Origin of the sequence: Aurantibacter aestuarii, assembly GCF_003008425.1 — a bacterium.
Taxonomy (GTDB): domain Bacteria; phylum Bacteroidota; class Bacteroidia; order Flavobacteriales; family Flavobacteriaceae; genus Aurantibacter; species Aurantibacter aestuarii.
In genome coordinates this window covers 75,016-100,008 of sequence record NZ_PXOQ01000015.1, presented here as the reverse complement: position 1 = coordinate 100,008, position 24,993 = coordinate 75,016, and the positions used below count along the sequence as shown (strand labels likewise).

General features: G+C 30.8%; 24 protein-coding genes and 1 other RNA gene. 14 read left to right on the top strand and 11 right to left on the bottom strand.

From position 1 onward, the window contains the following. Window positions 1-51: 51 nt before the first annotated feature. The 4 genes from pheT to C7H52_RS11720 all read left to right on the top strand — a co-directional run bounded on the left by pheT (window position 52) and on the right by C7H52_RS11720 (window position 3,885). On the top strand, window positions 52-2,505 hold the full coding sequence (gene pheT / locus C7H52_RS11735) for a phenylalanine--tRNA ligase subunit beta (RefSeq protein WP_394336022.1): 2,454 nt from the start codon (window positions 52-54) through the stop codon (window positions 2,503-2,505). Further along, a complete protein-coding gene (locus C7H52_RS11730) occupies window positions 2,505-2,705 on the top strand; it encodes a hypothetical protein (RefSeq protein ID WP_106464097.1) in 201 nt (66 codons plus the stop codon). Before pheT ends, C7H52_RS11730 begins: the two co-directional genes overlap by 1 nt. A gap of 147 nt (window positions 2,706-2,852) precedes the next feature. Continuing rightward, a complete protein-coding gene (locus C7H52_RS11725; protein ID WP_106464096.1) occupies window positions 2,853-3,569 on the top strand; it encodes a hypothetical protein in 717 nt (238 codons plus the stop codon). Window positions 3,570-3,639: 70 nt separating this feature from the next. Further along, window positions 3,640-3,885, top strand: a complete 246-nt coding sequence (locus C7H52_RS11720) for a putative signal transducing protein (protein WP_106464095.1) — start codon at window positions 3,640-3,642, stop codon at window positions 3,883-3,885. Window positions 3,886-3,936: 51 nt separating this feature from the next. Here the strand turns inward: C7H52_RS11720 and C7H52_RS11715 are convergent, their stop codons facing one another. Beyond that, window positions 3,937-5,556 carry an ABC-F family ATP-binding cassette domain-containing protein gene (locus C7H52_RS11715; protein ID WP_106464094.1) on the bottom strand — a complete coding sequence of 540 codons (1,620 nt, stop codon included), beginning with the start codon at window positions 5,554-5,556 and terminating at the stop codon, window positions 3,937-3,939. Between the two features lie 219 nt (window positions 5,557-5,775). On the opposite strand from C7H52_RS11715, the gene C7H52_RS11710 reads away from it, so the two are divergent. Next, entirely contained in the window at window positions 5,776-7,203 is a 1,428-nt protein-coding gene (locus tag C7H52_RS11710) for a TlpA family protein disulfide reductase (RefSeq protein ID WP_106464093.1), read from the top strand. Between the two features lie 82 nt (window positions 7,204-7,285). Here the strand turns inward: C7H52_RS11710 and fsa are convergent, their stop codons facing one another. The 3 genes from fsa to ffs all read right to left on the bottom strand — a co-directional run bounded on the left by fsa (window position 7,286) and on the right by ffs (window position 9,012). Further along, window positions 7,286-7,942 carry a fructose-6-phosphate aldolase gene (gene fsa, locus C7H52_RS11705; RefSeq protein WP_106464092.1) on the bottom strand — a complete coding sequence of 219 codons (657 nt, stop codon included), beginning with the start codon at window positions 7,940-7,942 and terminating at the stop codon, window positions 7,286-7,288. A 28-nt stretch (window positions 7,943-7,970) separates the two neighbouring features. Then, complete coding sequence (locus C7H52_RS11700) at window positions 7,971-8,777, bottom strand: SDR family oxidoreductase (protein ID WP_106464091.1); 807 nt, start codon at window positions 8,775-8,777, stop codon at window positions 7,971-7,973. Window positions 8,778-8,913: 136 nt separating this feature from the next. After that, window positions 8,914-9,012, bottom strand: an RNA gene (ffs, locus tag C7H52_RS11695) — signal recognition particle sRNA small type. 88 nt (window positions 9,013-9,100) lie between these two features. Between ffs and C7H52_RS11690 the strand changes: the two genes are divergently transcribed. From C7H52_RS11690 to C7H52_RS11680, 3 genes are read left to right on the top strand one after another with little or no spacing between them, the layout of a single operon-like run. Next, window positions 9,101-10,132 carry a glutaminyl-peptide cyclotransferase gene (locus C7H52_RS11690; RefSeq protein WP_106464090.1) on the top strand — a complete coding sequence of 344 codons (1,032 nt, stop codon included), beginning with the start codon at window positions 9,101-9,103 and terminating at the stop codon, window positions 10,130-10,132. A gap of 33 nt (window positions 10,133-10,165) precedes the next feature. Beyond that, window positions 10,166-10,555, top strand: coding sequence for an acyl-CoA thioesterase (locus C7H52_RS11685; RefSeq protein WP_106464089.1), 390 nt, complete (start codon window positions 10,166-10,168; stop codon window positions 10,553-10,555). A 57-nt stretch (window positions 10,556-10,612) separates the two neighbouring features. Next, the gene (locus C7H52_RS11680) at window positions 10,613-12,166 is read left to right on the top strand and encodes a hypothetical protein (RefSeq protein WP_106464088.1); all 1,554 of its coding nucleotides are present in this window, start codon (window positions 10,613-10,615) and stop codon (window positions 12,164-12,166) included. Window positions 12,167-12,170: 4 nt separating this feature from the next. On the opposite strand, the gene C7H52_RS11675 is transcribed toward C7H52_RS11680, so the two are convergent. From C7H52_RS11675 to C7H52_RS11645, 7 genes are all read right to left on the bottom strand, one after another. After that, window positions 12,171-13,889 (bottom strand): FG-GAP-like repeat-containing protein, encoded by a 1,719-nt coding sequence (locus tag C7H52_RS11675; protein ID WP_106464087.1) that lies wholly within the window; start codon window positions 13,887-13,889, stop codon window positions 12,171-12,173. 142 nt (window positions 13,890-14,031) lie between these two features. After that, entirely contained in the window at window positions 14,032-15,081 is a 1,050-nt protein-coding gene (locus tag C7H52_RS11670; protein WP_106464086.1) for a hypothetical protein, read from the bottom strand. Window positions 15,082-15,284: 203 nt separating this feature from the next. After that, window positions 15,285-15,833, bottom strand: coding sequence for a 1-acyl-sn-glycerol-3-phosphate acyltransferase (locus C7H52_RS11665; protein WP_106464085.1), 549 nt, complete (start codon window positions 15,831-15,833; stop codon window positions 15,285-15,287). Window position 15,834: 1 nt separating this feature from the next. Continuing rightward, window positions 15,835-16,917 (bottom strand): iron-containing alcohol dehydrogenase family protein, encoded by a 1,083-nt coding sequence (locus C7H52_RS11660; protein ID WP_106464084.1) that lies wholly within the window; start codon window positions 16,915-16,917, stop codon window positions 15,835-15,837. 39 nt (window positions 16,918-16,956) lie between these two features. Continuing rightward, window positions 16,957-17,661: an HAD family hydrolase gene (locus C7H52_RS11655; RefSeq protein WP_106464083.1), complete on the bottom strand. Its 705-nt coding sequence runs from the start codon at window positions 17,659-17,661 to the stop codon at window positions 16,957-16,959. Window positions 17,662-17,673: 12 nt separating this feature from the next. Beyond that, window positions 17,674-18,402 (bottom strand): 3-deoxy-manno-octulosonate cytidylyltransferase, encoded by a 729-nt coding sequence (kdsB, locus tag C7H52_RS11650; RefSeq protein ID WP_106464082.1) that lies wholly within the window; start codon window positions 18,400-18,402, stop codon window positions 17,674-17,676. A 76-nt stretch (window positions 18,403-18,478) separates the two neighbouring features. Further along, complete coding sequence (locus C7H52_RS11645; protein WP_106464081.1) at window positions 18,479-19,906, bottom strand: ATP-dependent DNA helicase; 1,428 nt, start codon at window positions 19,904-19,906, stop codon at window positions 18,479-18,481. 113 nt (window positions 19,907-20,019) lie between these two features. Between C7H52_RS11645 and C7H52_RS11640 the strand changes: the two genes are divergently transcribed. The 6 genes from C7H52_RS11640 (at window position 20,020) to C7H52_RS11615 (ending at window position 24,929) form a co-directional block, all read left to right on the top strand. Continuing rightward, window positions 20,020-20,751: a hypothetical protein gene (locus tag C7H52_RS11640; protein WP_106464080.1), complete on the top strand. Its 732-nt coding sequence runs from the start codon at window positions 20,020-20,022 to the stop codon at window positions 20,749-20,751. Further along, complete coding sequence (locus C7H52_RS11635; RefSeq protein WP_106464079.1) at window positions 20,735-21,559, top strand: DUF3822 family protein; 825 nt, start codon at window positions 20,735-20,737, stop codon at window positions 21,557-21,559. Before C7H52_RS11640 ends, C7H52_RS11635 begins: the two co-directional genes overlap by 17 nt. Further along, window positions 21,556-22,104 (top strand): RsmD family RNA methyltransferase, encoded by a 549-nt coding sequence (locus C7H52_RS11630; protein ID WP_106464078.1) that lies wholly within the window; start codon window positions 21,556-21,558, stop codon window positions 22,102-22,104. Before C7H52_RS11635 ends, C7H52_RS11630 begins: the two co-directional genes overlap by 4 nt. A gap of 44 nt (window positions 22,105-22,148) precedes the next feature. Beyond that, the gene (locus C7H52_RS11625) at window positions 22,149-22,934 is read left to right on the top strand and encodes a DUF3108 domain-containing protein (RefSeq protein WP_106464077.1); all 786 of its coding nucleotides are present in this window, start codon (window positions 22,149-22,151) and stop codon (window positions 22,932-22,934) included. 7 nt (window positions 22,935-22,941) lie between these two features. Continuing rightward, the gene (locus C7H52_RS11620) at window positions 22,942-23,271 is read left to right on the top strand and encodes an FUSC family protein (protein ID WP_106464076.1); all 330 of its coding nucleotides are present in this window, start codon (window positions 22,942-22,944) and stop codon (window positions 23,269-23,271) included. A gap of 86 nt (window positions 23,272-23,357) precedes the next feature. Then, window positions 23,358-24,929 (top strand): M28 family peptidase, encoded by a 1,572-nt coding sequence (locus tag C7H52_RS11615; protein ID WP_106464075.1) that lies wholly within the window; start codon window positions 23,358-23,360, stop codon window positions 24,927-24,929. The last annotated feature ends 64 nt before the right edge of the window (window positions 24,930-24,993 follow it).

Below are 24,993 nucleotides of genomic sequence, written 5' to 3'. Positions count from 1 at the left end.
ATACTTACAAATAAAAGAAACTTTCAATTTTATACCGCTCAAACAATTATTATATTTGCGGTCTTAAAGTTAGTAAACATGAAAATTTCTTATAATTGGCTTAAACAATTTATTCAAACAGATTGGGATACAGATGCTACCAGTGAACTTTTAACCGATTTAGGTTTAGAAGTTGAAGGTGTTGCCAATTACCAAAGTGTAAAAGGTGGTTTGGAAGGTGTTGTTGTAGGTGAAGTTTTAACTTGCGAACAGCATTCTAATGCCGATAAATTAAAAGTAACCACTGTAAACATTGGAACAGACGAACCTTTACAAATTGTTTGCGGAGCTCCTAATGTTGCTGTCGGACAAAAAGTACCTGTTGCGACTATTGGCACAACACTTTATACTGAAGAAGGTGAAGCTTGGACCATAAAAAACGGCAAAATTAGAGGTGAAGAAAGTCATGGTATGATTTGCGCCGAAGACGAATTAGGTCTAGGTAAATCTCATGATGGCATTATGGTATTAGCTGAAGATGTGAAAGTAGGTACTAAATGTGCAGACCTTTTTAAAATTGAAAATGACCAGGTTTTTGAAATTGGCTTAACACCTAACCGTGCAGATGCCATGAGTCATTTTGGTACTGCAAGAGATTTAAAAGCTGGTTTATTGGCAAAAGGCGTAAATATAGAATTAATTACACCATCGGTAAGTGCTTATCAGGTCGATAGTAGAACTTTAAAAATAGATGTTGATGTTCTGGATAAAGAAAAAGCACCTAGATATTGTGGTGTTACTATTTCTAACTTAAAAGTCTCAGATTCTCCAGAGTGGCTTCAAAATCGATTAAAAGCTATTGGATTGGCACCTATAAATAATGTGGTAGATGCAACTAATTACGTGCTACATGATTTAGGGCAACCTTTACATGCGTTTGATGCGTCAAAAATTACAGGTCAGAAAATAGAAGTTAAAACCTTAGCACAAGGCACGAAATTTACAACTTTAGATGGTGTTGAACGTGAATTAGATCAGGAAGATTTAATGATATGTGATGCCGAAAAACCATTATGTATTGCAGGCGTATTTGGTGGTTTAAATTCTGGTGTTACAGCTGAAACTACAAGCATCTTTTTAGAAAGTGCGTATTTTAATCCGGTAAGTGTACGTAAAACGGCTAAAAGACATGCATTAAATACAGATGCTTCATTTCGTTTTGAGCGAGGCATTGACCCAAATATTACCGAATATGCCTTAAAACGTGCTGCACTACTTATTAAAGAATTAGCAGGCGGAGAAATTTCTAGTGAATTAACAGATATTTACACCAATAAAATTGAAGATTTTCAGGTAAGATTAAGTTTTGAAAACACTAATAAATTAATTGGTCAGGAAATACCTAGAGAAACTATAAAATCTATTTTGACTTCTTTAGAAATTAAAATTAATAACGTCACGGAAACAGGTTTAGGCTTAACCATTCCTGCCTACAGAAATGATGTGACCCGTGAAGCAGATGTGATTGAGGAAATTTTACGTGTTTATGGCTATAATAACATTGAGACGACTTCTAAGTTAAATGCTTCTATAGCAAACTCTTCACGTTTTGACGATCATAAAATTCAGAATATTATTGGTAATCATTTAGCTGGAATCGGCTTTTACGAGATGATGGCTAATTCATTAACCACACCAAATTATATTTCTTTAAGCAAGCTTTTAAAGGAAGAGCATAATATTACCATGCTAAATCCTTTAAGCAATGATTTATCGGTATTAAGACAATCTTTATTATTTTCTGGATTAGAAGCTGTAAGACATAACAGTAATAGAAAAAATAGCGATTTAAAGTTTTTTGAATTTGGTAAAACCTACCATAATTTTGGAGACAAACGAGAAGAATTTAAACACTTATCCTTACTAATTACAGGAAACAAAACTGTAGAAAATTGGAATTCTCCAAAAAGTGAAACCGACTTTTTCTATATTAAAGGTGTTATTTCTTTAATTCTTGAACGTTTAGGTATAAATCGTTATAACGCTAAACCTGTAACTCAAGATATTTTTACAGATGGGCAAGCCTATTATTTAGGTAAAACTGAAATTGTACAATTTGGTGCAGTAAAAAAACAAATTCTTAAACATTTTGATATTAGCAAGCCTTTATATTATGCCGATTTTAATTGGGATAATATTCTTGAAATAGCAAAACGCAATAAAATAAAGTTCACAGATATTCCTAAATATCCTGAATCTAGAAGAGACTTTGCTTTACTTTTAGATGAAGCGGTAAGTTTTGAAGACATTTACACCATTGCTAAACAAACAGAAAAACAACTTTTAAAAGACGTTAATTTATTTGATGTTTATGAAGGTAAAAATCTTCCTGATGGTAAGAAAAGTTACGCAGTTAGCTTTACGTTTAGAGATGAACACAAAACATTAACCGATAAGCAGGTAGATAAAGTAATGTCTAAACTGCAAGATAATTTTACAACTAAATTAAAAGCTGAATTACGATAATGGAAACAAAACCGCAACGACCTCAAAATAAATGGGATTTAATTATTGGTCTATTTTTAATTGGTTTTGGGAGTTATCGTTTATACCAACATTATATGCTTGGTGCTGAATATGAAACATACAGAATTGTACTAACATTTGGATTTATTGGGTTTGGATTTTATAACCTATACAAATTTTTTACAGCTCCAAAACATTAAAATTGTTTAATGTTCAATTTTAATACTCTTGATAAAATAAGGCTTTAGAAACACATTGTTTTTAAAGCCTTAAACAAAATAGACTAAAAAGTTAAAGTCTTGTTTTTAAGGAGAATATCTGTTATTTTTAATTTAAAAATTACAGCTATGGCTTTACAACCAGTTAACTTAGAAACCCAATTAGCAAGACAGCAATCTAAAGAAACATCAAATTTATTAGAACAAGTTGAAGCTATTTTAAAAGCAGACACAGCTAAGGAACTTCAAATTAGTAAAACTCTACAATCCGGTGGTAAGCTTTCAAAAGAAAACCATTTCAATTTTGATTTACTTGAAACCAAAAACATCTATCATATTAATAGTATAAAGTCTATTTGTATAGATTACAGGTTACGATTTTTAGATACTAAATACTTTAAAAATGAATTTCCATTAGAAGCTATTCAAAAAATAAAGTATTTAGAAAAATCTCATAATACCAAGCTTTCCGGATTTAAAATTATAGCGCCTGCAAAATTATTTAAATTAGAAAATGCAGACGATCCACTTCTGTTTGCTCCAATAGGTAATGGTTATTATTATTTAATCCATAAATGGGGAAATGATTTGCATCCACTACGAAAACTAAGTATGCTTCCATTTAAAAATTTAGAGAATGTTTTAATTTCTGCCTTATTATTAAGTTTCTTGATAACTTATATATTTAATTATAAAATTTTAAATAGCGACACGCAAAGTGCTCAATTTATAATTCTATTTTTATTCATGTTTAAATCGGTGGTTGGCGTTACCATTTTTTACGCGTTTTCTCAGGGAAAAAATGTTAGTAGTGCTAATTGGAACAGTAAATATTATAACGCTTAGTTAAATTTTAATTAAATAAAGTATTGTATTTAGCTGATTTGATTAACTTATACTATAAAATAGATGAATTATGTCAGAATCAAATTATACTTTAGTTTATACAGGCCATTTTTTAGTTGTTCAACAAATGGTGAATGCGTTAAAGGAAATTAATATAAGTCCTATAGTAAAGGACGAAACAGAGTCTGGTAGACTCGCAGGTTTTGGTACTGCACTAGCAGGAACCGGAACTCAAGAACTCTACGTACATAATGATGAATTATCTCAAGCTAAAACCATTATAGAAGGAATTAAAAGTTCTCTTGAAAAGTCATAAAAAAAGCCCGAACATGTGTTTCGGGCTTTTTTTATAACTATAGATAAGAGTTTAAGCGTACATGGTTTGTCTTAACTCCTTAATTTTCTTATCCTGCATATACTCATCAAAAGTAGTATAACGGTCTATAACACCATTAGGAGTAAGCTCTACAACTCTATTTGCGACAGTTTGTGCAAATTCGTGGTCATGAGTTGTAAACAACACTGTCCCTTTAAAGTTTTTTAATGAATTATTAAATGCTGTAATACTTTCTAAATCTAAATGGTTTGTAGGTTCATCTAGCATTAAAACGTTAGCTCTGGTCATCATCATTCGAGATAACATACAACGCACCTTTTCTCCTCCAGACAACACATTACATTTTTTTAGTGCTTCTTCACCACTAAAAATCATTTTTCCTAAAAACCCACGTATATGAACCTCTTCACGTTCCTCTTCAGTTTGAGCCCACTGGCGTAGCCAATCTACTAATGTTAAGGATTCATCTGTAAAAAACGAACTATTATCTAGAGGTAAATACGACTGTGTTGTAGTAACGCCCCAAGCAAATTCTCCAGAATCTGCTTTTTGATTATTATTTAAAATTTCATAAAAAGCAGTTGTTGCTCTTGAATCTCTAGAATATAGGACAACCTTATCTCCTTTTGCTAAATTTAAATCGATATTTTTAAATAATACCTCTCCATCTAACGAAGCCGATAAACCTTCAACATTTAAAATCTGATCTCCAGCTTCTCTATCTCTATCAAAAATAATAGCAGGATAACGTCGACTGGTACGTCTTATATCTTCAATATTTAACTTGTCTATCATCTTCTTTCTACTGGTAGCCTGTTTACTTTTTGCTACATTGGCAGAGAAACGACGAATAAATTCCTCAAGTTCTTTTTTCTTTTCTTCAGCTTTTTTATTTTGTTGCGCATGTTGTCTTGCAGCTAACTGAGAAGACTCATACCAGAAAGTATAATTTCCTGAATAATGGTTAATTTTAGCAAAGTCAATATCCGAAATGTGAGTACATACCGCGTCTAAAAAGTGTCTGTCGTGAGAAACCACAATCACACAATTTTCATAATTAGCAAGGAAATTTTCTAACCAGTTAATAGTTTCATAATCAAGATCGTTTGTAGGCTCATCCATAATTAACACATCTGGATTTCCAAATAAAGCTTGTGCCAATAAAACACGTACTTTTTGTTTACCATCCAAGTCGCCCATTAATGTGTAATGATACTCTTCTTTAATACCAAGATTAGATAGCATGGAAGCAGCATCACTGTCTGCATTCCAACCGTTCATTTCTTCAAATTGAACCTGAAGCTCTCCGATTTTTTCTGCATTTTCATCGGTATAATCCGCGTATAATGCGTCTATTTCAGACTTTAGTTTATATAAAGGTTTATTTCCTTTTAAAACGGTTTCTAAAACAGTGTCTTCATCATGCTTGTTGTGGTCTTGTGTTAAAACCGACATACGTTTACCCGGTTCTAAATGAACATGACCAGATGTTGGCTCAATTTGTCCAGAAATAATCTTTAAAAAAGTAGATTTTCCAGCACCATTTGCCCCAATAATCCCATAACAATTACCATTATTAAAGGTTGTATTGACTTCATCAAAAAGGACGCGTTTACCAAATTGAACAGATAGATTTGAAACTGATAACATAAATATTGTGTCGTGTTTTTTCTTAATTAAAATTCTCTTTAGATCATTTATTTAAAAAATAAAAAGAATTAAAAAAATATGAAATTATAAATTTGCTGCAAAAGTAGAAAAAACATACTGAATTGTATGCATAAATTAGTGTAAACTAAGATTTAACAGCGCTTTAACAACATAAAAACTTGTAAAAATTAAATTTGTAATAGAATTTTAAACCCAGATATGACTCTTAGACCTCTACTCTACTTACTTCTCCTATTTCCTCTTTTATTTACTTGTAGTAAAGAAAATGAGAAACGCAGTGAAAACACCTATTTTGGAGGAACCATAAAAAACAAAAACTCTAATCAAATAACTTTAAGAGATTATAAAAACACAATTATAGATACATTTAGTTTGGATGCGACAGGAAGTTTTTTGCATCAATTTAAAAATTTTGAACCAGGTCTATACAATTTTTTTGATGGTAGAGAAGCGCAGTCTGTTTTTATACAAAAAGGAGATAGTTTAATATTTAGATTAAATACTATAGACTTTGATGAGTCCTTAACATTCACAGGTATTGGTAGTAAAGAAAATAACTTTCTTATCAACCAATTTTTAGAAAATGAAAAAGAAGAAGAAGTTTTTTTAAAGTTTAGTCAGTTACCATGTAATACCTTTAGAGATAAAATTGATAGTATCCGGGATAAAAAATTAAGCCGATTAAAACAGTTTAGCTCAAAAAACAATACTAGTGAAGATTTTAATGCTTTGGCGACTGCAACTATAAATTTCCAAAACTATTTTAGTAAAGAGTTTTATCCATTTGCACGACTTGACAAAGATGAGATTGAAGTTTTAAATGGTTTAGATGCTACTTTTTTTGACTATAGAAAAGACATTAATTATAATAATGAAAAAATTCAAAATTATTACCCTTATAAAACGTTTTTAAGATTTCATTTTAACACATTAGCTTTACAAGAGCATTTTAGTCATTCAAAAGATTCTACTTATAATAACACATCTCTTCATTATAATTTAGATCGTTTTAAACTTATTGACCAAAAAATATCATTCCAACCAATAAAAAATGATATTTCTTATTATTATATGATACGTTATCTAAACGATTCTAAAAACGTTGAGGATTTTGACCAAATGCTAACTGCATTTAAAAGGATTAATACTAACCCAGACAATATAGACAAGGCTGCTAAAATTATTAACTCCTACAAACGTCTTAAACCAGGTCTGCAATTACCAGAGTTAACAATAATTAACAAGCTGGATGAAGAAGAATTGTTAAGCTCCGAAATTACAAAGCCTACTGTTTTATATTTTTGGACGGCAAATAATAAATACCATTTAATTGATTCGCATAAAAAGGCAGCCGAATTAATGCAAAAATATCCTGAGGTTAAATTTATAGCAATAAATACCGATAATATTTCAAGTAAAAAGCAAGCTGCTATATTACAACAAAACGGCTTGACACAATACAACGAATTTCACTTTAAAAACCCTTTAAATGCTAAAGATCTTTTAGCTATTAAACCTATTAATAATGTGTTTTTAGTCGATAAAAATGCTAAAATCATTAACCCAAAAGCCAATATGTTTTCGGTAGATTTTGAGCAGCAACTTGTTGAACTATTAAATCATTAAGTAATCAATATTTTTAATATTTAAACAAAAAGAGCTTCAATAAAATTGAAGCTCTTTTTGTACTATGATCAATAATATAATTTTATTGATTAGCTTTTTTATGATCTTCTAAAAATTTAGCTAAACCAATATCTGTTAGTGGATGCTTAAGTAAGCCTTCTATAGCACTTAATGGACCAGTCATAACATCTGCACCTAATTTTGCACAGTCTATAATATGCATGGTGTGACGTACTGAAGCAGCTAAAATTTCTGTTTGAAATCCGTAATTATCATAAATATGACGAATTTCTGCTATTAAATTAAGTCCATCTGTAGAAATATCATCCAAACGACCAATAAAAGGAGATACATAAGTTGCACCTGCTTTTGCTGCCAGTAGTGCTTGGCCCGGAGAAAAAACCAGAGTAACATTGGTTTTTATTCCTCTATCGCTAAAATATTTACAGGCTTTAATACCATCTTTTATCATTGGTAGTTTTACTACAATTTGGTCATTTAACTCCGCTAACGCTTCGCCTTCTTTAACCATGCCCTCAAAATCTGTTGCAATTACTTCAGCACTAACATCGCCTTCCACAATTTTACAAATGTCGACGTAATGTTTTAAAATATTATCATGCCCTGTAATGCCTTCTTTGGCCATTAAGGATGGATTTGTGGTTACACCATCTAAAATCCCCATATTTTGAGCTTCTTTTATCTGGTCTAAGTTTGCGGTGTCTATAAAAAATTTCATGTTAATATGTTTTTATGAGAATATAAAATTACAATTTATAATGGTTAATAAGCATTTTTTCATATACTTTATCTGGTAAAATAAATTTCAAAATTATAGAAGCTTTCTGCATAAAAGCTCCAACTTTATAATGCGTTTTAGGGTTTTTGGTGGTTATTATGCTTTCAATACTTTTTGCTACTTGTAAAGGGTTATTTGCCTTATTGACATCTTCATCTACTGCTTTTAGTACTTTGGAATAAGGCCTATAGTAGGGCGAATCTGTTAAAATTGGTGCATGAAAACGTCCCGCAGCAATATTAGTGGCAAAATCACCAGGTGCAAGATTTGCCATTTTTATATTAAAATCTTTTAACTCTATACGGTACGCTTCGGTTAATAACTCTAGAGCTCCTTTACTTGCACTATAAACACCCCGATAAGGCAACCCCATATATCCAGCTATAGAAGTAATGTTAATTATTAAACCAGAGTTTTGTAAGCGCATTTGTGGTAACACTGCATTTATAACACGCATGGGACCAAAACAGTTCACCTCAAAATTATGCTGTATCTGTTCTTCCGGAATTTCTTCCAAAGGTCCTGTAATTCCAACACCTGCATTATTAATTAAAACATCAATAGCACCTTCAATTTGAATAACCCCTTGAATGGCTTTTTGTATTGAAGTAGACTCTTTAACATCTAAAGCAACCAATTTAATTTTAGAATCTGGATAGCTGGAAGGGTTTCGGCTTGTTCCATAAACTTTGTAATTCCTATCATGTAAATATTCACCAATAGATTTTCCTATTCCAGAAGAACCACCTGTTATTAAAACGACTTTAGACCTCATATTAGATAATTTTATAATAGCGCAAAATTAATAAGGTTTTAGACAGAAATACGTATAAATAAAAAAAGATTTAAAAACAGAACCGTTTTCAAATCTTTATATATTGTTTTAGCTAAAGCTAAATTTAAGACACAAAAAAAGGCAAGCTACCTACATCACACCGCTACGACCATTTACCTTTGCTTCGTTCCCGACCTGGAGGATTCAACAGGAGCTGGTTGTGTAGGACTTGCCGGTTGCAAATATACAACCTTTTAATATTTTCACAATGATTTTTTAAAGTGAATTTTAATAAATACCTTGCTATTTATATACTTATTATTATGCAACTTTATAAATCACTTACAATCATAATTTTAGCCCTAGTATTACAGTCTTGTGGCGAATCAAATTCAAATAAAAAAAGCGACTTTGCCCTTCAAACAAACGCTAAAAATGAAACAATTGCCATTAATGAACTTTTAGAACTTTCTATTAAAAACCCTAAAAATCATACAATATCGGGTACTATTTTTTTACTAGATGGCAAAACTATCGAAAAAAGTACCGCTTTAACTAGTTTTAAATTAGGTTTACATACTGTAGAGGCTCACGTTTCTTATGAAGATGAACTTGACACCTTAAAAACAAATATTACCATTTTAAATGATGCTGCTCCAAAAGTTTTAAAATTTGAAATTATTAACACTTATCCACATGACATCACTTCTTATACGCAAGGATTAGAATTTAAGAATGGGGTTTTATACGAAAGTACTGGGCAATACGGAGAGTCCAAATTAAGAAAATTAGATTATAAAACTGGAGAAGTCCTTAAAACCATAGATCTAGATCAAGCTTATTTTGGTGAAGGGTTAACAATTCTAAATGATAATATTTACCAGTTAACTTGGCAAAAAGGAAAAGGGTTTATATATGATTTAGAAACTCTAGAACGCAAAAACAGTTTTAATTACGGTAAGAGTAAAGAAGGTTGGGGTCTTTGTAATGATGGTACTAAGCTTTATAAAAGTGATGGCACAGAAAAAATATGGACATTAAATGCCGAAAATTTAGTTGAAGAAGATTATATCCAGATTTATACTAATAAAGGTAAAATTGGTGCTTTAAATGAATTAGAATGGATTGATGGTGAGATTTATGGAAATATTTATCAACGTGATGGTGTGGTTATTGTAAATCCTAAAAACGGAGCTACCAAAGCCATTATAGATTTTACATCGCTTAAAAACAAAGTGACCAAGCATGAAGGTTTAGATGTTTTAAATGGCATTGCTTACAATCCAGAGACCAAAACTATTTTTGTTACCGGTAAACGCTGGGATAAATTATTTGAAGTTAAAATTATTGAATAAGTTTTAAGCCCAAATAGAGTTATTCAAATTTAGATGAAAGAATTCACTTCAAATATAACAGTTCAACCAGAACATATAGACTACCTACAACATGTTAACAATATCCAATATGTTAGTTGGGTACAAGATATCGCTATTGCACATTGGGAAGATGCAGTAACGCCAACTATAAACAAAAATTACTTCTGGGTTTTACTAGAACATCATATTACATATAAAAAGCCAGGTTTTTTAAACGACGTTATAGAAGTTAAGACCTATATAAAGGAAAATAGCGGTGTAACCTCAAAAAGAATTGTGGAGTTTTATAATAAAAAAACACAAACACTTTTAGCCAGCTCGATTACTACCTGGTGTTTATTCAATCAAATCACTAAAAAACCAAACCGAATTACTCCAGAGATTATGAATTGTTTCAAATAAAATAATATTTACTTTTTTAAAAAGTTATATTTGTAAGTACCCTTAGGTTTTACATTTATGAAACGATTGCTATACATTTCTTTTTTTACCTCATTTATTTTACTTTGGAGCTCTTGCCGAAAAGATTTTGAGTTTGCACCAAGTTCTGGAAATCTTCAATTTTCTAAAACAACGGTTTACTTAGACACAATATTTGCAAATATTGGTTCTAGTACTTACAATTTAAAGGTTTACAATCCTAGTGGAGATGATATTTCTATTCCAACCATAAGGTTAGCCAATGGAGAAAGTTCTGGTTACCGATTAAATGTAGATGGTGTTCCTGGAAAAAGCTTTGAAAATGTAGAGCTTTTAGCAAAAGACAGCTTATTTATTTTTGTAGAAACAACATTTGACACGTCTCAAAACCCTTTACCTGCTACCGAATTTTTATATACAGACCAAATTCTTTTTGACTCTGGATCTAATCTACAGCAAGTGGATCTGGTTACTTTGGTTAAAGACGCGGTATTTATTTTTCCAGATAGAGATGCTAATAATATAGTTGAAACCCTAACTTTAAATGTAAATGGAGAAGTTTTGGAAACCGAAATTGAAGGTCGAGAACTTGACCCTACAGAATTAACGTTTACAAATGAAAAACCTTATGTAATTTATGGGTATGCTGCAGTTCCTAATGGACAAACGCTAACAATAAACGCTGGAGCTCGTGTGCATTTTCATGCCAATTCAGGCATTTTAGTATCGGAAAATGCGACCTTAAATGCAAATGGCGCCCATAGTTTAGATCAAGAAAATTTAGAAAATGAAATTATCTTTGAGGGCGACCGCTTAGAACCTGGCTTTAGCGATGTAGCTGGACAATGGGGAACACTATGGTTTTTTGAAAATAGTGTTAATAATACCATTAATTACGCCACTATTAAAAACGCAACTGTGGCTATTTTAAGTGATGAAAATGCTGACGCACCAAATGACAAGCTTACCATAACAAACACTCAGATTTACAATTCTAGTAATTTTGGAATTTTAGGAAGAAACACCTCTATTAGAGCTGAAAATTTAGTTATAAACAATTCTGGTCAATCCAGCTTTGCTGCCACACTTGGCGGAAAATATAATGTTACTCACAGTACTATTGGTAACTATTGGACAAATAGCTCCAGACAATTACCCGCACTTCTAATTAATAACTTTTTAGAAACAAATACTTCTATATTTTTAGCAGACTTAACTGAAGCGAACTTTAATAACTGTATTATTTATGGTAACGATACAGCAGAGTTTATTGTAGATGAGTTACAAGACGACAGCAATAGTGTAACTTTTAATTTTAAATTTACCAATTGTCTAATTAAATTCCCTGTAAATGACACTAGTTTTAGTGGTGCTAATTATGTTTTTTCTAATACATCGCTTTACGAAGGAAATATATATAATTTTGACCCACAGTTTAGAAACACTGAAAAAAACCAAATGATTATTAGCACGACTTCTCCAGCGATTAATCAAGGAAATGCTACTTTTGCCACTCAGGTGCCACAAGATATCTTAACAAATGACAGAACAGCTGCTCCAGATCTAGGAGCTTATCAAAACTCTGATTTTTAAGAAATTAGTCTTTAATAAATTTAAGGTATTTTGTCTGATTAGAGTTTTGAGTAGTAATTTTTAACATATAAATGCCTTTTTCCAAGCTACTAATATTTAATGCTTCATTTTTTAACTGCTTATTATCAACAGTCATAACATTTTGACCTAAAATACTAAAAACAGAAATTTGGCTTTCTTCAGCTAAACCTTTAATAAAAAGATTATCAGTTGCTGGATTAGGAAACAAGCTTAATGCTTTAGAAGAAAAGTCTTGAGTAGATAAAATACTAGTATTTTCTATAATAGTTACGGTTTGGTTTGAAGCGATATTATTATATATATCTACAACACCACTTAACCAGGTTACTTTTATATAATCAACTTGTGTAGCTTGTCCAAGTCCAAAAATTTCAGTAGAAGCGTTTTGAGCAATATAACCTTCACCATTTAAAGTGTATCTATACTGCTTTTCTCCATTAATAGAAATTTCAATTTTTGAACCTACACCATCACGATTACTTAAAGTGCCTTGTAGTTTAACTTTAAGAAAATTGTTAGACGTTACAGATTCATTCTTCCAAAGTAAAATATTATTATTATTTGCATTATTTACCACAATATCAGACAAACCGTCATTATTAAAATCGCCAATAGCATTTGAAAAACTTTCTAAATTATCTCCAGAAAATCCACAATTTGTAGTTAATGTAAATGTATTATTTGCATTATTAAGGTAAAATGCAGCAGACGGTAAACTTGGGTTAGAACCATCTAAAGAACCACTTACGTATAAATCTAAATCGGCATCATTTTCAGCATCTAAAAAAACAGAGCCCCAAGCAATACTGTTAAATGTAGTTCCGGTAGCAGAAGCAATATTTGTAAAGGTTTCATCTCCATTATTTCTTAAAAACACATTACCATTTGGTGTGTTGGTAACATAAATATCTAAAAAACCATCACTATCAAAATCATCTATAGTAGTAGACATAGCGTCTATTGAAATCCCTGCTCCAGAAACTGTACTTACATCTGTAAAAGTCCCGTCTCCATTATTTTTATATAATATATTTGGATAAATTACCCGATCGTTAGCGATATAAATATCCTGAAAGCCATCATTATTATAATCGAAAAAAGCAGAACAAAAAGAAAGTACCGAGTACTCTCCTATTCCAGAGCTATTTGAAACATTAGTAAAGGTGTTATTTCCATTATTTTTAAAAAGCATATTAGGATTAACACCACTAGAGTCTCTGTTAGATAAGAAAACGTCTAAAAATCCATCGTTATTATAATCTCCCCAAGACGCTCCGTTTGTAAAGATATTCGCTGTAGGTAAACCTGTTGTATTGGTAATATCCGTAAAATTAAAACTACCGTCATTAATATATAACTTATTCCCAACGACATTACTAGCTACAAACAAATCTTTATCACCATCATTATCTATGTCTACCCAATTAATTTGTTTATGCTGAGAGGTATTTGCAGGTATATTTAACGCTTGTAGTTGAAACGAATTACCCATGTTTTTATAAAAAAAAATAGGTTGTCCTGTTTCTGTACCTAAAGTTATATCATCTAAACCATCGTTATCAAAATCTTGAAAAGAAACACCACTTCCATATTGAGAATCTCCTGTAGAGATTTGCATATTCATATCTACAGCTCTATTAACAAAATTAACTTGTGCTTGCGTAACTAATCCAAATAAAAACAAAATATAAAATTGCTTCATAATTAAGTATTTATTTAAATGTAGGTTTAATTACTAAATCTTTCAATAAAATTCGATAAAGTTCAATTTTAATCTGATGAAATCATATATAAAAAAAGAGCCTCAAAAAATGAGGCTCTTTTAACATTATATAATGATATAATTATTCTTTAGATAAATATACCGATGAAGCTCCTGATAAATCGTTATCAACAATTGGAGTTAAATTTCCTCCTGCTGAAACATTACTAAAAGCTAAAATCTTTCCATTTGCAGCTTCTGCTATATATACAATTCCAGTAGAACCGTCGAATGCTACATCTACAGGGTTACCTAACATTGTATTAGAACCAGCTACTCTTACTTGATTTCCTGCAATTAATAAAGTTCCTCCATCTGCAACAGCTGCAACTTTAGATTCAAAATCAGCAATAACGTGGAATCCACCATCAGCTTCTGCACCAGCAACTCCTACTGTAGCAATATCTGTCATAATTCCAGTTCCTGTTGAAGCATCAAATGTAATACCGTGAGTTCTTGTAATTCCTTCTATTGTAATTCTCTTTGAAGGAGCTACAGTTGCATCTACTGTATTAGCTGCTAAAAAGTTATTAAAAACTGCTAAATCACCTGTTTTATCAACAACTACATAAAAATCGTCACCTACAAAAACTCCACTCCATACATCAAATGCAACAGACACTACATTACGTAGTGTGAACGAATTACCGCTCTTTTGATAAATGTAAAATTCTCCATCTGCAGTAGCATCCAATCCATCTGGATTGCTATTTGCAACAACATAAAAATTCCCCTTTACTGTAACTTCTCTTGGAGAAGACATATCTGCTGTAGAACTAAAGTCCGAAACAACAGCAACACCACTATTATTTATGTTGATACTATTATAGGCATCTAAACTATTAGTGTTTCTGTTAGCAACCACTGCTAGGTCCGTACTTGCATCATAGTATACACCATCTGCATTAGCATTTGCTGTTATAAAAGTTTTAGTTGTTATATTATTTAAATCTGTTAAATTGTAATTCACAATTGAACTTCCTCCATTACTCGTGGCAAATAATCTTGTTTGCGCAGTAACTCCTGGAGTTGGTGTACCCACTACTACTGTTGCATCATCGTCATCACTACATGAAACGAATGCCAATGCTGTAAATAATACAGCTCCTAAAAATTTTGTTTTGTTTTTCATAATACTTGTTTTTAATTGATTTGTTAGTCTATGTACGTAATGGTTTATTTGTAGGTTTTAATGGTTTAAAGCTTTAACAGCATTTTAACTTTCCTACATAACCTCTACGCAATATGGATAATCATTTTATATAAAACAGAATTACTTTGTGACTTTATAACGTATTTAACATAAATTATTAAAGTTTTATTAAAAAAATCTAATTAAGAATATTTTTCAATTTTTCCTTTAACACCTTTAAAAAAAGATTTTAAGTAAGCCATATCTTTTTCAAAATTATTAGTAAGATAATAAGGTTCAGAAATATGGTTAACCTTGTTTTCAAAATCTAATGTAAACATAATAATAGGGACATTTGCTTTTTGAGCAATGTAATAGAAGCCTGTTTTCCAGTCGGAAACTTTTTTTCGTGTACCTTCTGGCGCTAATGTTAATCGAAATTCTTCTTTGTTTTTGAATAATTTAGATATCGCCTCTACTTTATTTTGACCAGATGTTCGGTCTAAGGCAATACCACCAACCATTTTAAAATAATAACCAAACGGCCAAGTAAATAGTTCTTTTTTGGCAACAAAGTTGGTTTTAACCCCAATGATTTTTCTTAGATAAAGACCAATAAAAAAATCTGAATAACTAGTGTGAGGTGCAGAAATAATTACAGCCTTTTTTACGGTATCTTTTGAAAAGTTTAAATTTCCCGTATATCTCCAGCCTAAAATTTTAAAATAAATAATCCGAGCTAACCATCTCATATTACATTTTCTGGTATAAAGCTCTTAGCTTATCTCTTGTAATTACAGACTTCCAATTAGCTCCTATTGCATTTTCCCATAAAGGTTCTAAACTTAACGCAACGGTTATCATAGTATCAAATTCCTCATTAGACAATTGACTACAAATACCTTGAGGTAAATTAATACGATGCTTTGCTTTCATCGCCTTAAATGTTTTAACACCTTCAGGATAAAATTCTTCTAAATGATCGAATACAATACAGTTTCCAATACCGTGTTTTATTCCTAAAAGAAACCCTAAACCATAACTTAAAGCATGAGCTACACCAACTTGAGAGTAAGCAATGCTCATACCACCATGCCAACTTGCCATCATTAATTGGTCTTGAGCTTCTTCTTCTGTCAACTCATCGCCTAAAAATATAGCTTCACAAAGCTCTAACGCTTTTTCTCCATAAGTTCTGCTAAATGCATTTAGGTAAGTTCCATTTAAAGATTCAATACAATGAACAAAACAATCCATACCAGTGTAAAACCACTGATCTTTAGGAACATTTTTAGTAAGCTCTGGATCCAATACTACTTGGTCAAATGGCGTAAAGTCACTATTTATACCTAGTTTTAATTTTGGACCAGTTAAAATTGTAGTTCGAGACACCTCTGCTCCTGTTCCAGAAATAGTTGGAATACCTACATGAAATATTCCTGGATTTTTAATTAAATCCCAGCCTTGGTATTTTGAAGATTCTCCATCATTGGTAAGCATAAGGGACACTGCTTTAGCAATATCTAAAGTGCTACCGCCACCAATACCAATTATTCCAGATGGCTTTAACGCAAAATCTAACACTATTTGTTCTACTAAGGCATCAATTTGAGAAGTTTTAGGTTCTTCAACCGTAGAAACATAAATAATTTTATCGTTGTATGATAATGGAATGCGCGAACACAGCCAGGCATCTCCCTTAAAAATATCGTCTACAAAAAATATAAATGGTGCTTCCGTATTTAATCGTTTAGGTTCCAAAATATCACCTAATTGATTAAAACTACCTCTTCCAAAGACAACTTTGGACACCATTGGAAAATTCTTATAATTCATTTATATTTTAATATCTCGATAAAAATATCGTTTTTTTTATTAATCTAATAATTCTAATAATTCATTTATGCTTTTTAATGTCAAGTATTTCTTACTCATTTCGGTATTTACCTGAGCCTCTTCATGTTGCCAAGTGGTATGAAATGGAATATGAATTGCATTTGCATTTATATGAATTAATGGTAACACATCTGATTTTAGAGAATTTCCTATCATTAAAAACTCTGAAGGATGAATCTCTAAGTGATTTAGTACTTTTTTATAGTTTTCTTCCTTCTTATCACTTACCACCTCTATATGATGAAAATACTCTAACAAATTAGATTTTTCTAGTTTTCTTTCTTGATCCAGTAAATCTCCTTTGGTAATCACAATAAGCTTAAACTTATTACTTAATTTTTTCAAGGTATTTTCTACATCTGGTAGCAATTCAACTTCTTGATTAAGCATACGCTTTCCTATATTAAGAATGTGAGCTATTGTTTTATTTGAAATACTGAAATTAGAAAGTTCTAACGCCATTTCGACCATAGAAAGTGTAAAACCCTTGACACCATAACCATAAGTTGGCAGATTTTCTATTTCCTTTTTAAAAAGTTCTTGATCAATTTTATTTTTTGTTTCAAACTGACTTAATAATTCTGCAAATTCCTCTTCAGCGTCACGAAAGTAAGTTTCATTAACCCATAGAGTATCGTCTGCATCAAAACCTATAACTTTAATATGTTGGTACGTTGTATTCAAATACTCCAAATCTTATTTCCAAATTTTTTTAGCGCGTTCTAAATCTTCTGGTGTATCAATTTCAACACCTTGAACATGAGTTTCTACCATTTTTATACGTTTTCCGTATTCTAAATAACGGATACATTCTATTTTTTCTGATGCCTCAAGCATTAACATTGGCAAATTATAGAAGTCCATAATGGCTTGCTTACGAAAAGCGTACACACCTTTATGTTTAAAATATTGCGTTTCTACTTCTGTATCTCTCGGATAAGGAATTGGACTTCTAGAGAAATAAAGCGCAAAATTGTTTTGATCTGTAATAACTTTTACCGTATTAGGGTTTTTTATTTCGTCCTCGTCTGTGATATGCACCATTAAAGATGCTAAGTCTACTTGTTTAGAAGTATCATCTTTAAAAACTTGTATTAATTTTTTAAGAGATTCTACTTCTGTAAATGGCTCATCGCCCTGTACGTTTATAACTATATCTATATCTAAATCTTCAACAGCTTCTGCTATTCGATCGCTTCCACAGTCATGTTCTTTTTTACTCATCATGACTTTACCTCCAACAGACTTAATTTCGTTGAAAATGATAGTACTATCCGTAACAACAATAACATCATCAAACAAATTAGTATTTACTGTAGCTTGATAAGTTCTAGTAATTACCGGCTTACCGTTTAAATCCTGCATTAACTTACCAGGAAACCTACTGGCACTATATCTGGCAGGTATCATTGCTATTATTTTCATTATCGAAATTTTTTAAAACCGTATTCAAAAATAAGATTTTATATGTGGCAAATTGTTAATTCCTGTTTAAAATCTTTTAATCATCAACAAAGAAATCATTTTTAAAACCTATAAGATACAGTTTTTCTTTTGCTCGAGTAATGGCGGTATATAACCATCTTAAATAATCTCTATCTATTCCATTTGGTAAATAGGGTTGCTCTACAAATACGGTGTTCCACTGTCCACCTTGGGACTTATGACAAGTAATAGCGTAAGAAAATTTAACCTGTAAAGCGTTAAAGTGCTTATTACTTTTAATTTTTAAAAAACGCTTATAATTACTGCTTTCATCTTTATAATCTTCTTGTACTTTTTGATAGAGTTGGTTTGACTCTTCATACGTTAGCGAAGCGGACTCTGAACTTATAGTATCCAGTAGCAATACAGTTTCAAAGGGTTTCATTTTTGGATAATCTACCATTCTTATTTTAACTTCTGCAAATTTAAATCCGTACAATTCTGTAATGCTAAATATTTCAAGAATTTCAACAATATCACCATTAGCAATAAAACCAGCTTCCGTACTAGGCTTAATCCAGAAGTAATTATTTTTTACAACCATTAAATAATCTCCAGAAGAAATTTCATGTTCATTAAACAAAATACGTTCCCTAATTTGCTTATTATAAAGATTAGCACGTTTATTACTTCGTACAATAATTGTTGTGTCTTCATAACCTAAATTACTGTAAGCATCATTAATGGCATCCATAATCTCGTAACCATCTACTAATCTAACTACATCACTAGCTCCAGAAATATTAAATTTAAAACTATCGAAAAAATGACCTGCAAGTGTCTCTCTCAACTCTGTAGCATTTAATAAAATCCCTGAATCTAATCCTTGTCTTACAACCTCAGTAAGTTCTATTTTTTTAACGTCCTTATTATAATTTAAAGCCAAAGTATTTTCGTCTAAAGCAGGACTTAAATCTAATTTTACTGGTGGTAATTGCGCTGTATCTCCAATTAACAATAATTTACAGTTATGTCCTTGGTATACATACTGCATTAAATCATCTAACAAAGAACCATTTTCAAAAAGTTTTGAGTCGCCAGGTGTATCTGGAATCATACTGGCCTCATCCACAATAAAAACGGTGTTTTTATGCTTATTGGGTTGTAATACAAATTTGACACCGCCGTTTTTTTCTTTTTTTGGGAAATAAATTTTTTTGTGTATTGTAAAAGCTTCCTTTTTGGAGTAATTTGAAATTACTTTAGCTGCCCTACCTGTTGGAGCCATTAAAACAGAGCTATATTTTGCTTTCCATAAATTTTTAACAATAGTACCTATTACAGTAGTTTTACCAGTACCGGCATAACCTTTTAATAAAAACAGTTGATTTTTTGACTTATCGAAAATAAATTGAGACAAATGCAGAAGTAATTCACTTTGTGTTTGCGTAGGAGAAAACGGAAAGTCCTGTTTAATAAGCACATAGAATTCTTGACTCGTCATATAATCCGGTTAAATTTGATAGGAATGTAAATATAAATTGAATTTAACGGATTTTAGGTTTTTACGAATAAAAAAAAATTGTAGATTTGTTGAAACATAAATAAATTTAAAAGATGATTCTATACATTATTCTTGCTATTGTTTTAACAATTGCTATAGTTTGGTTAATTGATAAATTTGTTCCTAATAAACTAAGACCAGTTGTGCATATTGTTTTATGGGCTGTTATTATTGCATTAGGTTACTTTACCTACATGTCGGTTTACGAGGAAATTAAATTTAATGAAATAAAAGAAGAGCGATATGCCAAAGCTATTGAAAAATTAATAGACATTAGAGATTCTGAATTAGCTTATAAAGAAGTAAATGGAAAGTTTACAAAAAGCTATGACAGTTTAATTAAATTTATTGAAACAGGAAAATTCACATTAACTCAAAGAAGAGATTCTAGTATTGTTGATGAAGAATTAACAAAACGTTACGGTGGTGTTACCACTTATAAAGAAATTGTTTTAGTAGATACACTAGGTTATGCATCTGTTAAAGACTCTTTATTTAAAAGTTCAAATCGTTATAAAACAATGATGAATGTTCCTTTTGCTAAAGAAGGCACAAAATTTAAATTAGATGCTGGATATTTAACTACTTCTGATACAAAAATCCCAGTATTTGAAGCTTCTGTTAAGAAGAGAAAAATATTACATGACCAACCTAACGATTTAATTTTAAAAGAAAACCAAGTTATATCTGTAGAAGGTGTAAATGGAGATGCAATTAAAGTTGGATCTATGGATGAAGTTAAAACTATAGGTAACTGGCCAAAAACTTATGGCAGTAACGAATAATACAGAACATATTAATAACAATAAAGTATTGTCCATTCAAATTAATTTGAGTGGACTTTCTTTTTGTGTACTAGATAAAGATTCTAATCAAATAACTCATATTGAAAATGTAGTATTTGATGATTTTAAAAATCCAGAATCTCTTTTAGAAGCCACTCAAAATGTTTTCGACAATCACGCTATATTAAGAGATTCGTTTACAGATGTTATTGTATTACATCAAAATAATTGGTCTACCCTAGTTCCTTCTTCTATTTTTAATAAAGATTGTGTCGCCGATTATTTAAAATTCAACACTAAAATTTTAGCAACAGATCTCGTTGAAGTTGACCCATTAAATTATTTAGAATTACAGTGTGTTTATATTCCTTTTACAAACATTAATAATTACATATTTGATAAATTTGGAAGCTTTACATTTATGCATTCTTCTAGCATTCTTGTAGATAAACTTTCAGTTTTAGAGAAAAATAATACCTCTAAACAGGTTTATGTTAACATTTCAAATTATCAGTTTGATCTAATTATTTTTGAGGCTGAAAAACTTTTATTCTTCAATCATTTTGAATACCAAACACCTGAAGACATCTTGTATTATGTACTATTTACATTTGAACAACTTCAGCTTAATCCAGAGCTTATTCAAGTAAAACTATTAGGACATGTTAATACTGATGATGCTGTTTATCACATAATTTATAAATACATAAGACATGTGAGTTTACTAGAACTTGATTTTAATTATACCTTTAAGCAAGAAATAACTCATAAACATCGTTATTTTAACCTAATTAGTGCATTGTCATGAGAATAATATCGGGCGAATTCAAAGGAAGACGTTTAACAGCTCCAAAAAAGCTTCCTGTTAGACCAACTACAGACATGGCAAAAGAAGCCTTGTTTAACATTATAAACAACACGTATTATTTTGATGATATTAGTGTGTTAGATTTATTTTCTGGCACTGGAAATATTAGCTATGAGTTTGCATCAAGAGGCACACAAGATATTACCGCTGTAGATGAAAACTTTGGATGCATCAAATTTATTAATGAAACATCCGATGTTTTTGAAATGTCTATTAATACAGTTAAAAGTGATGTTTATAAATTTTTAGAACAAAACAACAAAACGTATGATGTTATCTTTGCCGATCCACCTTATGATTTTACTTTAGAACAATTTTCTAAAATACCAGAACTGGTTTTTAACCAAAATTTACTTGCAGAAAATGGTGTTTTAATTGTTGAACATAGCAAATACACTAAATTAGACACTTTAGAGTATTTTAATTACAGTAAAATTTATGGTGGAAATTGCTTCAGTTTTTTTTCCAAAAAAGATGACGCATAATTTTTCGGCACAAAAAATGCATTAGTTGCTAAAACAACCTTTATATGAAACACTTATTATTTCTTTTCACTTTAATTTTATCTACTCAAGCATTTTCTCAAAATAATGCTCTTACTTTTGGAGAAGATTTAACCTTTTCAGCATCCTATAATATGTCTGGAGTACTTACTGAGGTTGCACAAGTAAAAATGGAAACCAGTAAATTAAACACAAATTCTGGTGAGTTAATGCGTTTAAAAGTTACAGCAACTACATACAGCAGTTTTGACAGTTATTTTAAAATAAGAGATTTGTATGAAAGTTATGTGAATCCTAAAACTATAAAACCTTACTTATATAACAGAGAAATTGATGAAGGCGGACATTACAAATTTGTAAAATATAATTTTGATTACAGTTCTCGAACTGTCAAAGCGCTACTAAGAAAAAAATCTAAAAATTTTGAAAGTGGTTTTTGGGATCAAAACTTTAATAATAGCTTTAGTAATAATACCAGAGACATTATCTCTACTCTTTATTACCTAAGAACATTAGATATTAAGAAAGCACCCATTGGTGCAAGTGACACTTTTATCGTGTTATTTGATAATAAAGAGGTTAAATGCAGTTTTAAGTTATTAGCAAAAGAAACTATTAATACAGCATTAGGAAGTAAATTGTGTTATAAATTAGCTATAAATGTTTCTGGTACAAGTATTTTTAAAGGAAACAACGATAATTTAATTTGGTTAACTGCAGATGAAAATAAAATACCTGTTTATGCTAAGTTTAAAATTGCTGTAGGAAACGGAGAATTAAAAATAAAATCCGCAAACGGTTTAAAAAACTAAACTATTTATGAAAAAAACACTTATAATCTTAGGCTTAATTTCTGCAATTTTAAGTGCTGTGTTGTCTGTACTTCCAGTTTTCAAACTTGCTATATTTCCAGGTATTCTAGCACTTTTATGTGGTATTGGCGCTTTAATTCTTGCAAAAAAACAAGTATCGTCTACTCAAACTATACAACTTATTTTCTTAATTGTAATACTTTCATTTTCTCTAAGTTTATATAAAACTATTTTTACTAAAGTTGAAGTAGGAAATACAGAAGATTTAGAACAACGTGAAGTTGAAAAAGTTGAAGAAGCTAAAGAAGAGCTTTTAAATATTGAAATAACAGAGTAAATATTTGTTAAAACAAACCTAAACCAAATGCTAAAACCTTAAATAAAACTTAATTTTATAGCATAAAATCAATGATTCCAATTTATATGAAAAAACTAATCGCAGTAGTATTGACTTCAGGATTACTTTATGCCTGTGGAAGCACTCAAAATGGTGCAGACACAACTAGCAAAGAGAGTTCCGAAACAAACATGAATGATAATGATGTTGTAACTTATGCAAACACCATTACCAAAGAAGAATTAAAAGCCTCACTTTACACTTATGCTTCCGATGAATTTGAAGGAAGAGAAACTGGTGAACCAGGACAAAAGAAAGCTGTAAATTTTTTAAAAGAATATTACGAAAGTTTTGGAGTACCTGCTGCCAAAGCAGATGGAAATTATTTCCAAACTGTAGAGTTGCAGGTAATGGACGTACCAACAATCACTATGTCAGTTAATGGAGAAACTTTTAAAAATATAGATGATTATGTATCGGTTTCAAATTCTAAAACTGGTGTTTTAAACGCTAATGAATTTGTTTATGCAGGATTCGGTATTAGTGACGAGGCTTATGATAGTTATAAAAATTTAGATGTTAAAGATAAAGTAGTTTTAATTAAATCTGGAGAGCCTAAAAATGAATCAGGTATATATACTATAACAGGAACCACAGAAGCTTCTAAATGGTCAAATTTTAGACAAGAATTTGCAAATAAAAGAGATGCAGCTTTAGAGAATGGAGCAAAAGCAGTTTTATTTTATTATCCACAAGTATATGCTATGGCAGCTAACAGATTTGGAACAACTAGCGGAAGAATGTCTCTTGTTGAAGAAGGTGAAAGCACATACTACTTTCTAATTAACACTAAACTGGCAGAAGCTTTAGTAAAAGATATTACTACAAATAATACATCTAAAACAGTTCCAGCAACTATCAATCTAGATTTCAAAAGCAATGCTAAGCCAATACAATCTGAAAATGTAGCGGCCTATATTAAAGGAAGCGAAAAACCAGACGAAGTTATTGTTATTTCTGCACACTTAGATCATGAAGGTATAAAAGACGGAAAAGTTTATAACGGAGCAGACGACGATGGTTCTGGTACTGTAGCTGTTCTTGAGATTGCAGAAGCATTTGCTAAGGCTAAAGCAGACGGAAAAGGACCAAAACGCTCTATCCTGTTCTTAAACGTAACAGGTGAAGAAAAAGGTTTATTAGGTTCACAATACTATACCGATATTGATCCAATTTTCCCATTAGCAAATACTGTAGCCGATTTAAATATCGATATGATTGGTCGTACAGACCCAAAAAGAGAAAGCACTAATCGTAACTACCTATATTTAATTGGTAGCGATAAATTAAGTACAGACTTGCATAACATTTCTGAAGAAGCTAACAAAAAATACATGAATATCGAGTTAGACTACACCTTTAACGATGAGAATGATCCTAATCGTTTTTACTACAGAAGTGACCACTACAACTTTGCAAAAAACAACATTCCTGTTATATTTTATTTTAATGGAACACATGATGACTATCACCAACCAAGTGATACGCCAGATAAAATTCAATATGATTTATTAGAAAACCGTACGCGTTTAATTTTTTATACCGCATGGGAAATTGCTAATCGTGAAGACCGTTTAGTTGTAGATAAAGCAAATTAATAATTCTTTATTAGAACATTTATTTTGTATAGATGTAAATAAAAATTTGTTTGAAACACAATCG

Bases quoted from the DNA above. Each gene is read 5' to 3' on its own strand.
- C7H52_RS11710 (WP_106464093.1), top strand. From the start codon at position 5,776: ATGACTCTTAGACCTCTACTCTACTTACTTCTCCTATTTCCTCTTTTA.
- C7H52_RS11725 (WP_106464096.1), top strand. From the start codon at position 2,853: ATGGCTTTACAACCAGTTAACTTAGAAACCCAATTAGCAAGACAGCAA.
- C7H52_RS11635 (WP_106464079.1), top strand. From the start codon at position 20,735: ATGGCAGTAACGAATAATACAGAACATATTAATAACAATAAAGTATTG.
- C7H52_RS11615 (WP_106464075.1), top strand. From the start codon at position 23,358: ATGAAAAAACTAATCGCAGTAGTATTGACTTCAGGATTACTTTATGCC.
- C7H52_RS11630 (WP_106464078.1), top strand. From the start codon at position 21,556: ATGAGAATAATATCGGGCGAATTCAAAGGAAGACGTTTAACAGCTCCA.
- C7H52_RS11730 (WP_106464097.1), top strand. From the start codon at position 2,505: ATGGAAACAAAACCGCAACGACCTCAAAATAAATGGGATTTAATTATT.
- C7H52_RS11675 (WP_106464087.1), bottom strand. From the start codon at position 13,889: ATGAAGCAATTTTATATTTTGTTTTTATTTGGATTAGTTACGCAAGCA.
- C7H52_RS11685 (WP_106464089.1), top strand. From the start codon at position 10,166: ATGAAAGAATTCACTTCAAATATAACAGTTCAACCAGAACATATAGAC.
- kdsB (WP_106464082.1), bottom strand. From the start codon at position 18,402: ATGAAAATAATAGCAATGATACCTGCCAGATATAGTGCCAGTAGGTTT.
- C7H52_RS11665 (WP_106464085.1), bottom strand. From the start codon at position 15,833: ATGAGATGGTTAGCTCGGATTATTTATTTTAAAATTTTAGGCTGGAGA.
- C7H52_RS11715 (WP_106464094.1), bottom strand. From the start codon at position 5,556: ATGTTATCAGTTTCAAATCTATCTGTTCAATTTGGTAAACGCGTCCTT.
- C7H52_RS11620 (WP_106464076.1), top strand. From the start codon at position 22,942: ATGAAAAAAACACTTATAATCTTAGGCTTAATTTCTGCAATTTTAAGT.
- C7H52_RS11670 (WP_106464086.1), bottom strand. From the start codon at position 15,081: ATGAAAAACAAAACAAAATTTTTAGGAGCTGTATTATTTACAGCATTG.
- C7H52_RS11660 (WP_106464084.1), bottom strand. From the start codon at position 16,917: ATGAATTATAAGAATTTTCCAATGGTGTCCAAAGTTGTCTTTGGAAGA.
- C7H52_RS11640 (WP_106464080.1), top strand. From the start codon at position 20,020: ATGATTCTATACATTATTCTTGCTATTGTTTTAACAATTGCTATAGTT.
- C7H52_RS11700 (WP_106464091.1), bottom strand. From the start codon at position 8,777: ATGAGGTCTAAAGTCGTTTTAATAACAGGTGGTTCTTCTGGAATAGGA.
- fsa (WP_106464092.1), bottom strand. From the start codon at position 7,942: ATGAAATTTTTTATAGACACCGCAAACTTAGACCAGATAAAAGAAGCT.
- C7H52_RS11720 (WP_106464095.1), top strand. From the start codon at position 3,640: ATGTCAGAATCAAATTATACTTTAGTTTATACAGGCCATTTTTTAGTT.
- C7H52_RS11680 (WP_106464088.1), top strand. From the start codon at position 10,613: ATGAAACGATTGCTATACATTTCTTTTTTTACCTCATTTATTTTACTT.
- C7H52_RS11690 (WP_106464090.1), top strand. From the start codon at position 9,101: ATGCAACTTTATAAATCACTTACAATCATAATTTTAGCCCTAGTATTA.
- C7H52_RS11625 (WP_106464077.1), top strand. From the start codon at position 22,149: ATGAAACACTTATTATTTCTTTTCACTTTAATTTTATCTACTCAAGCA.
- C7H52_RS11645 (WP_106464081.1), bottom strand. From the start codon at position 19,906: ATGACGAGTCAAGAATTCTATGTGCTTATTAAACAGGACTTTCCGTTT.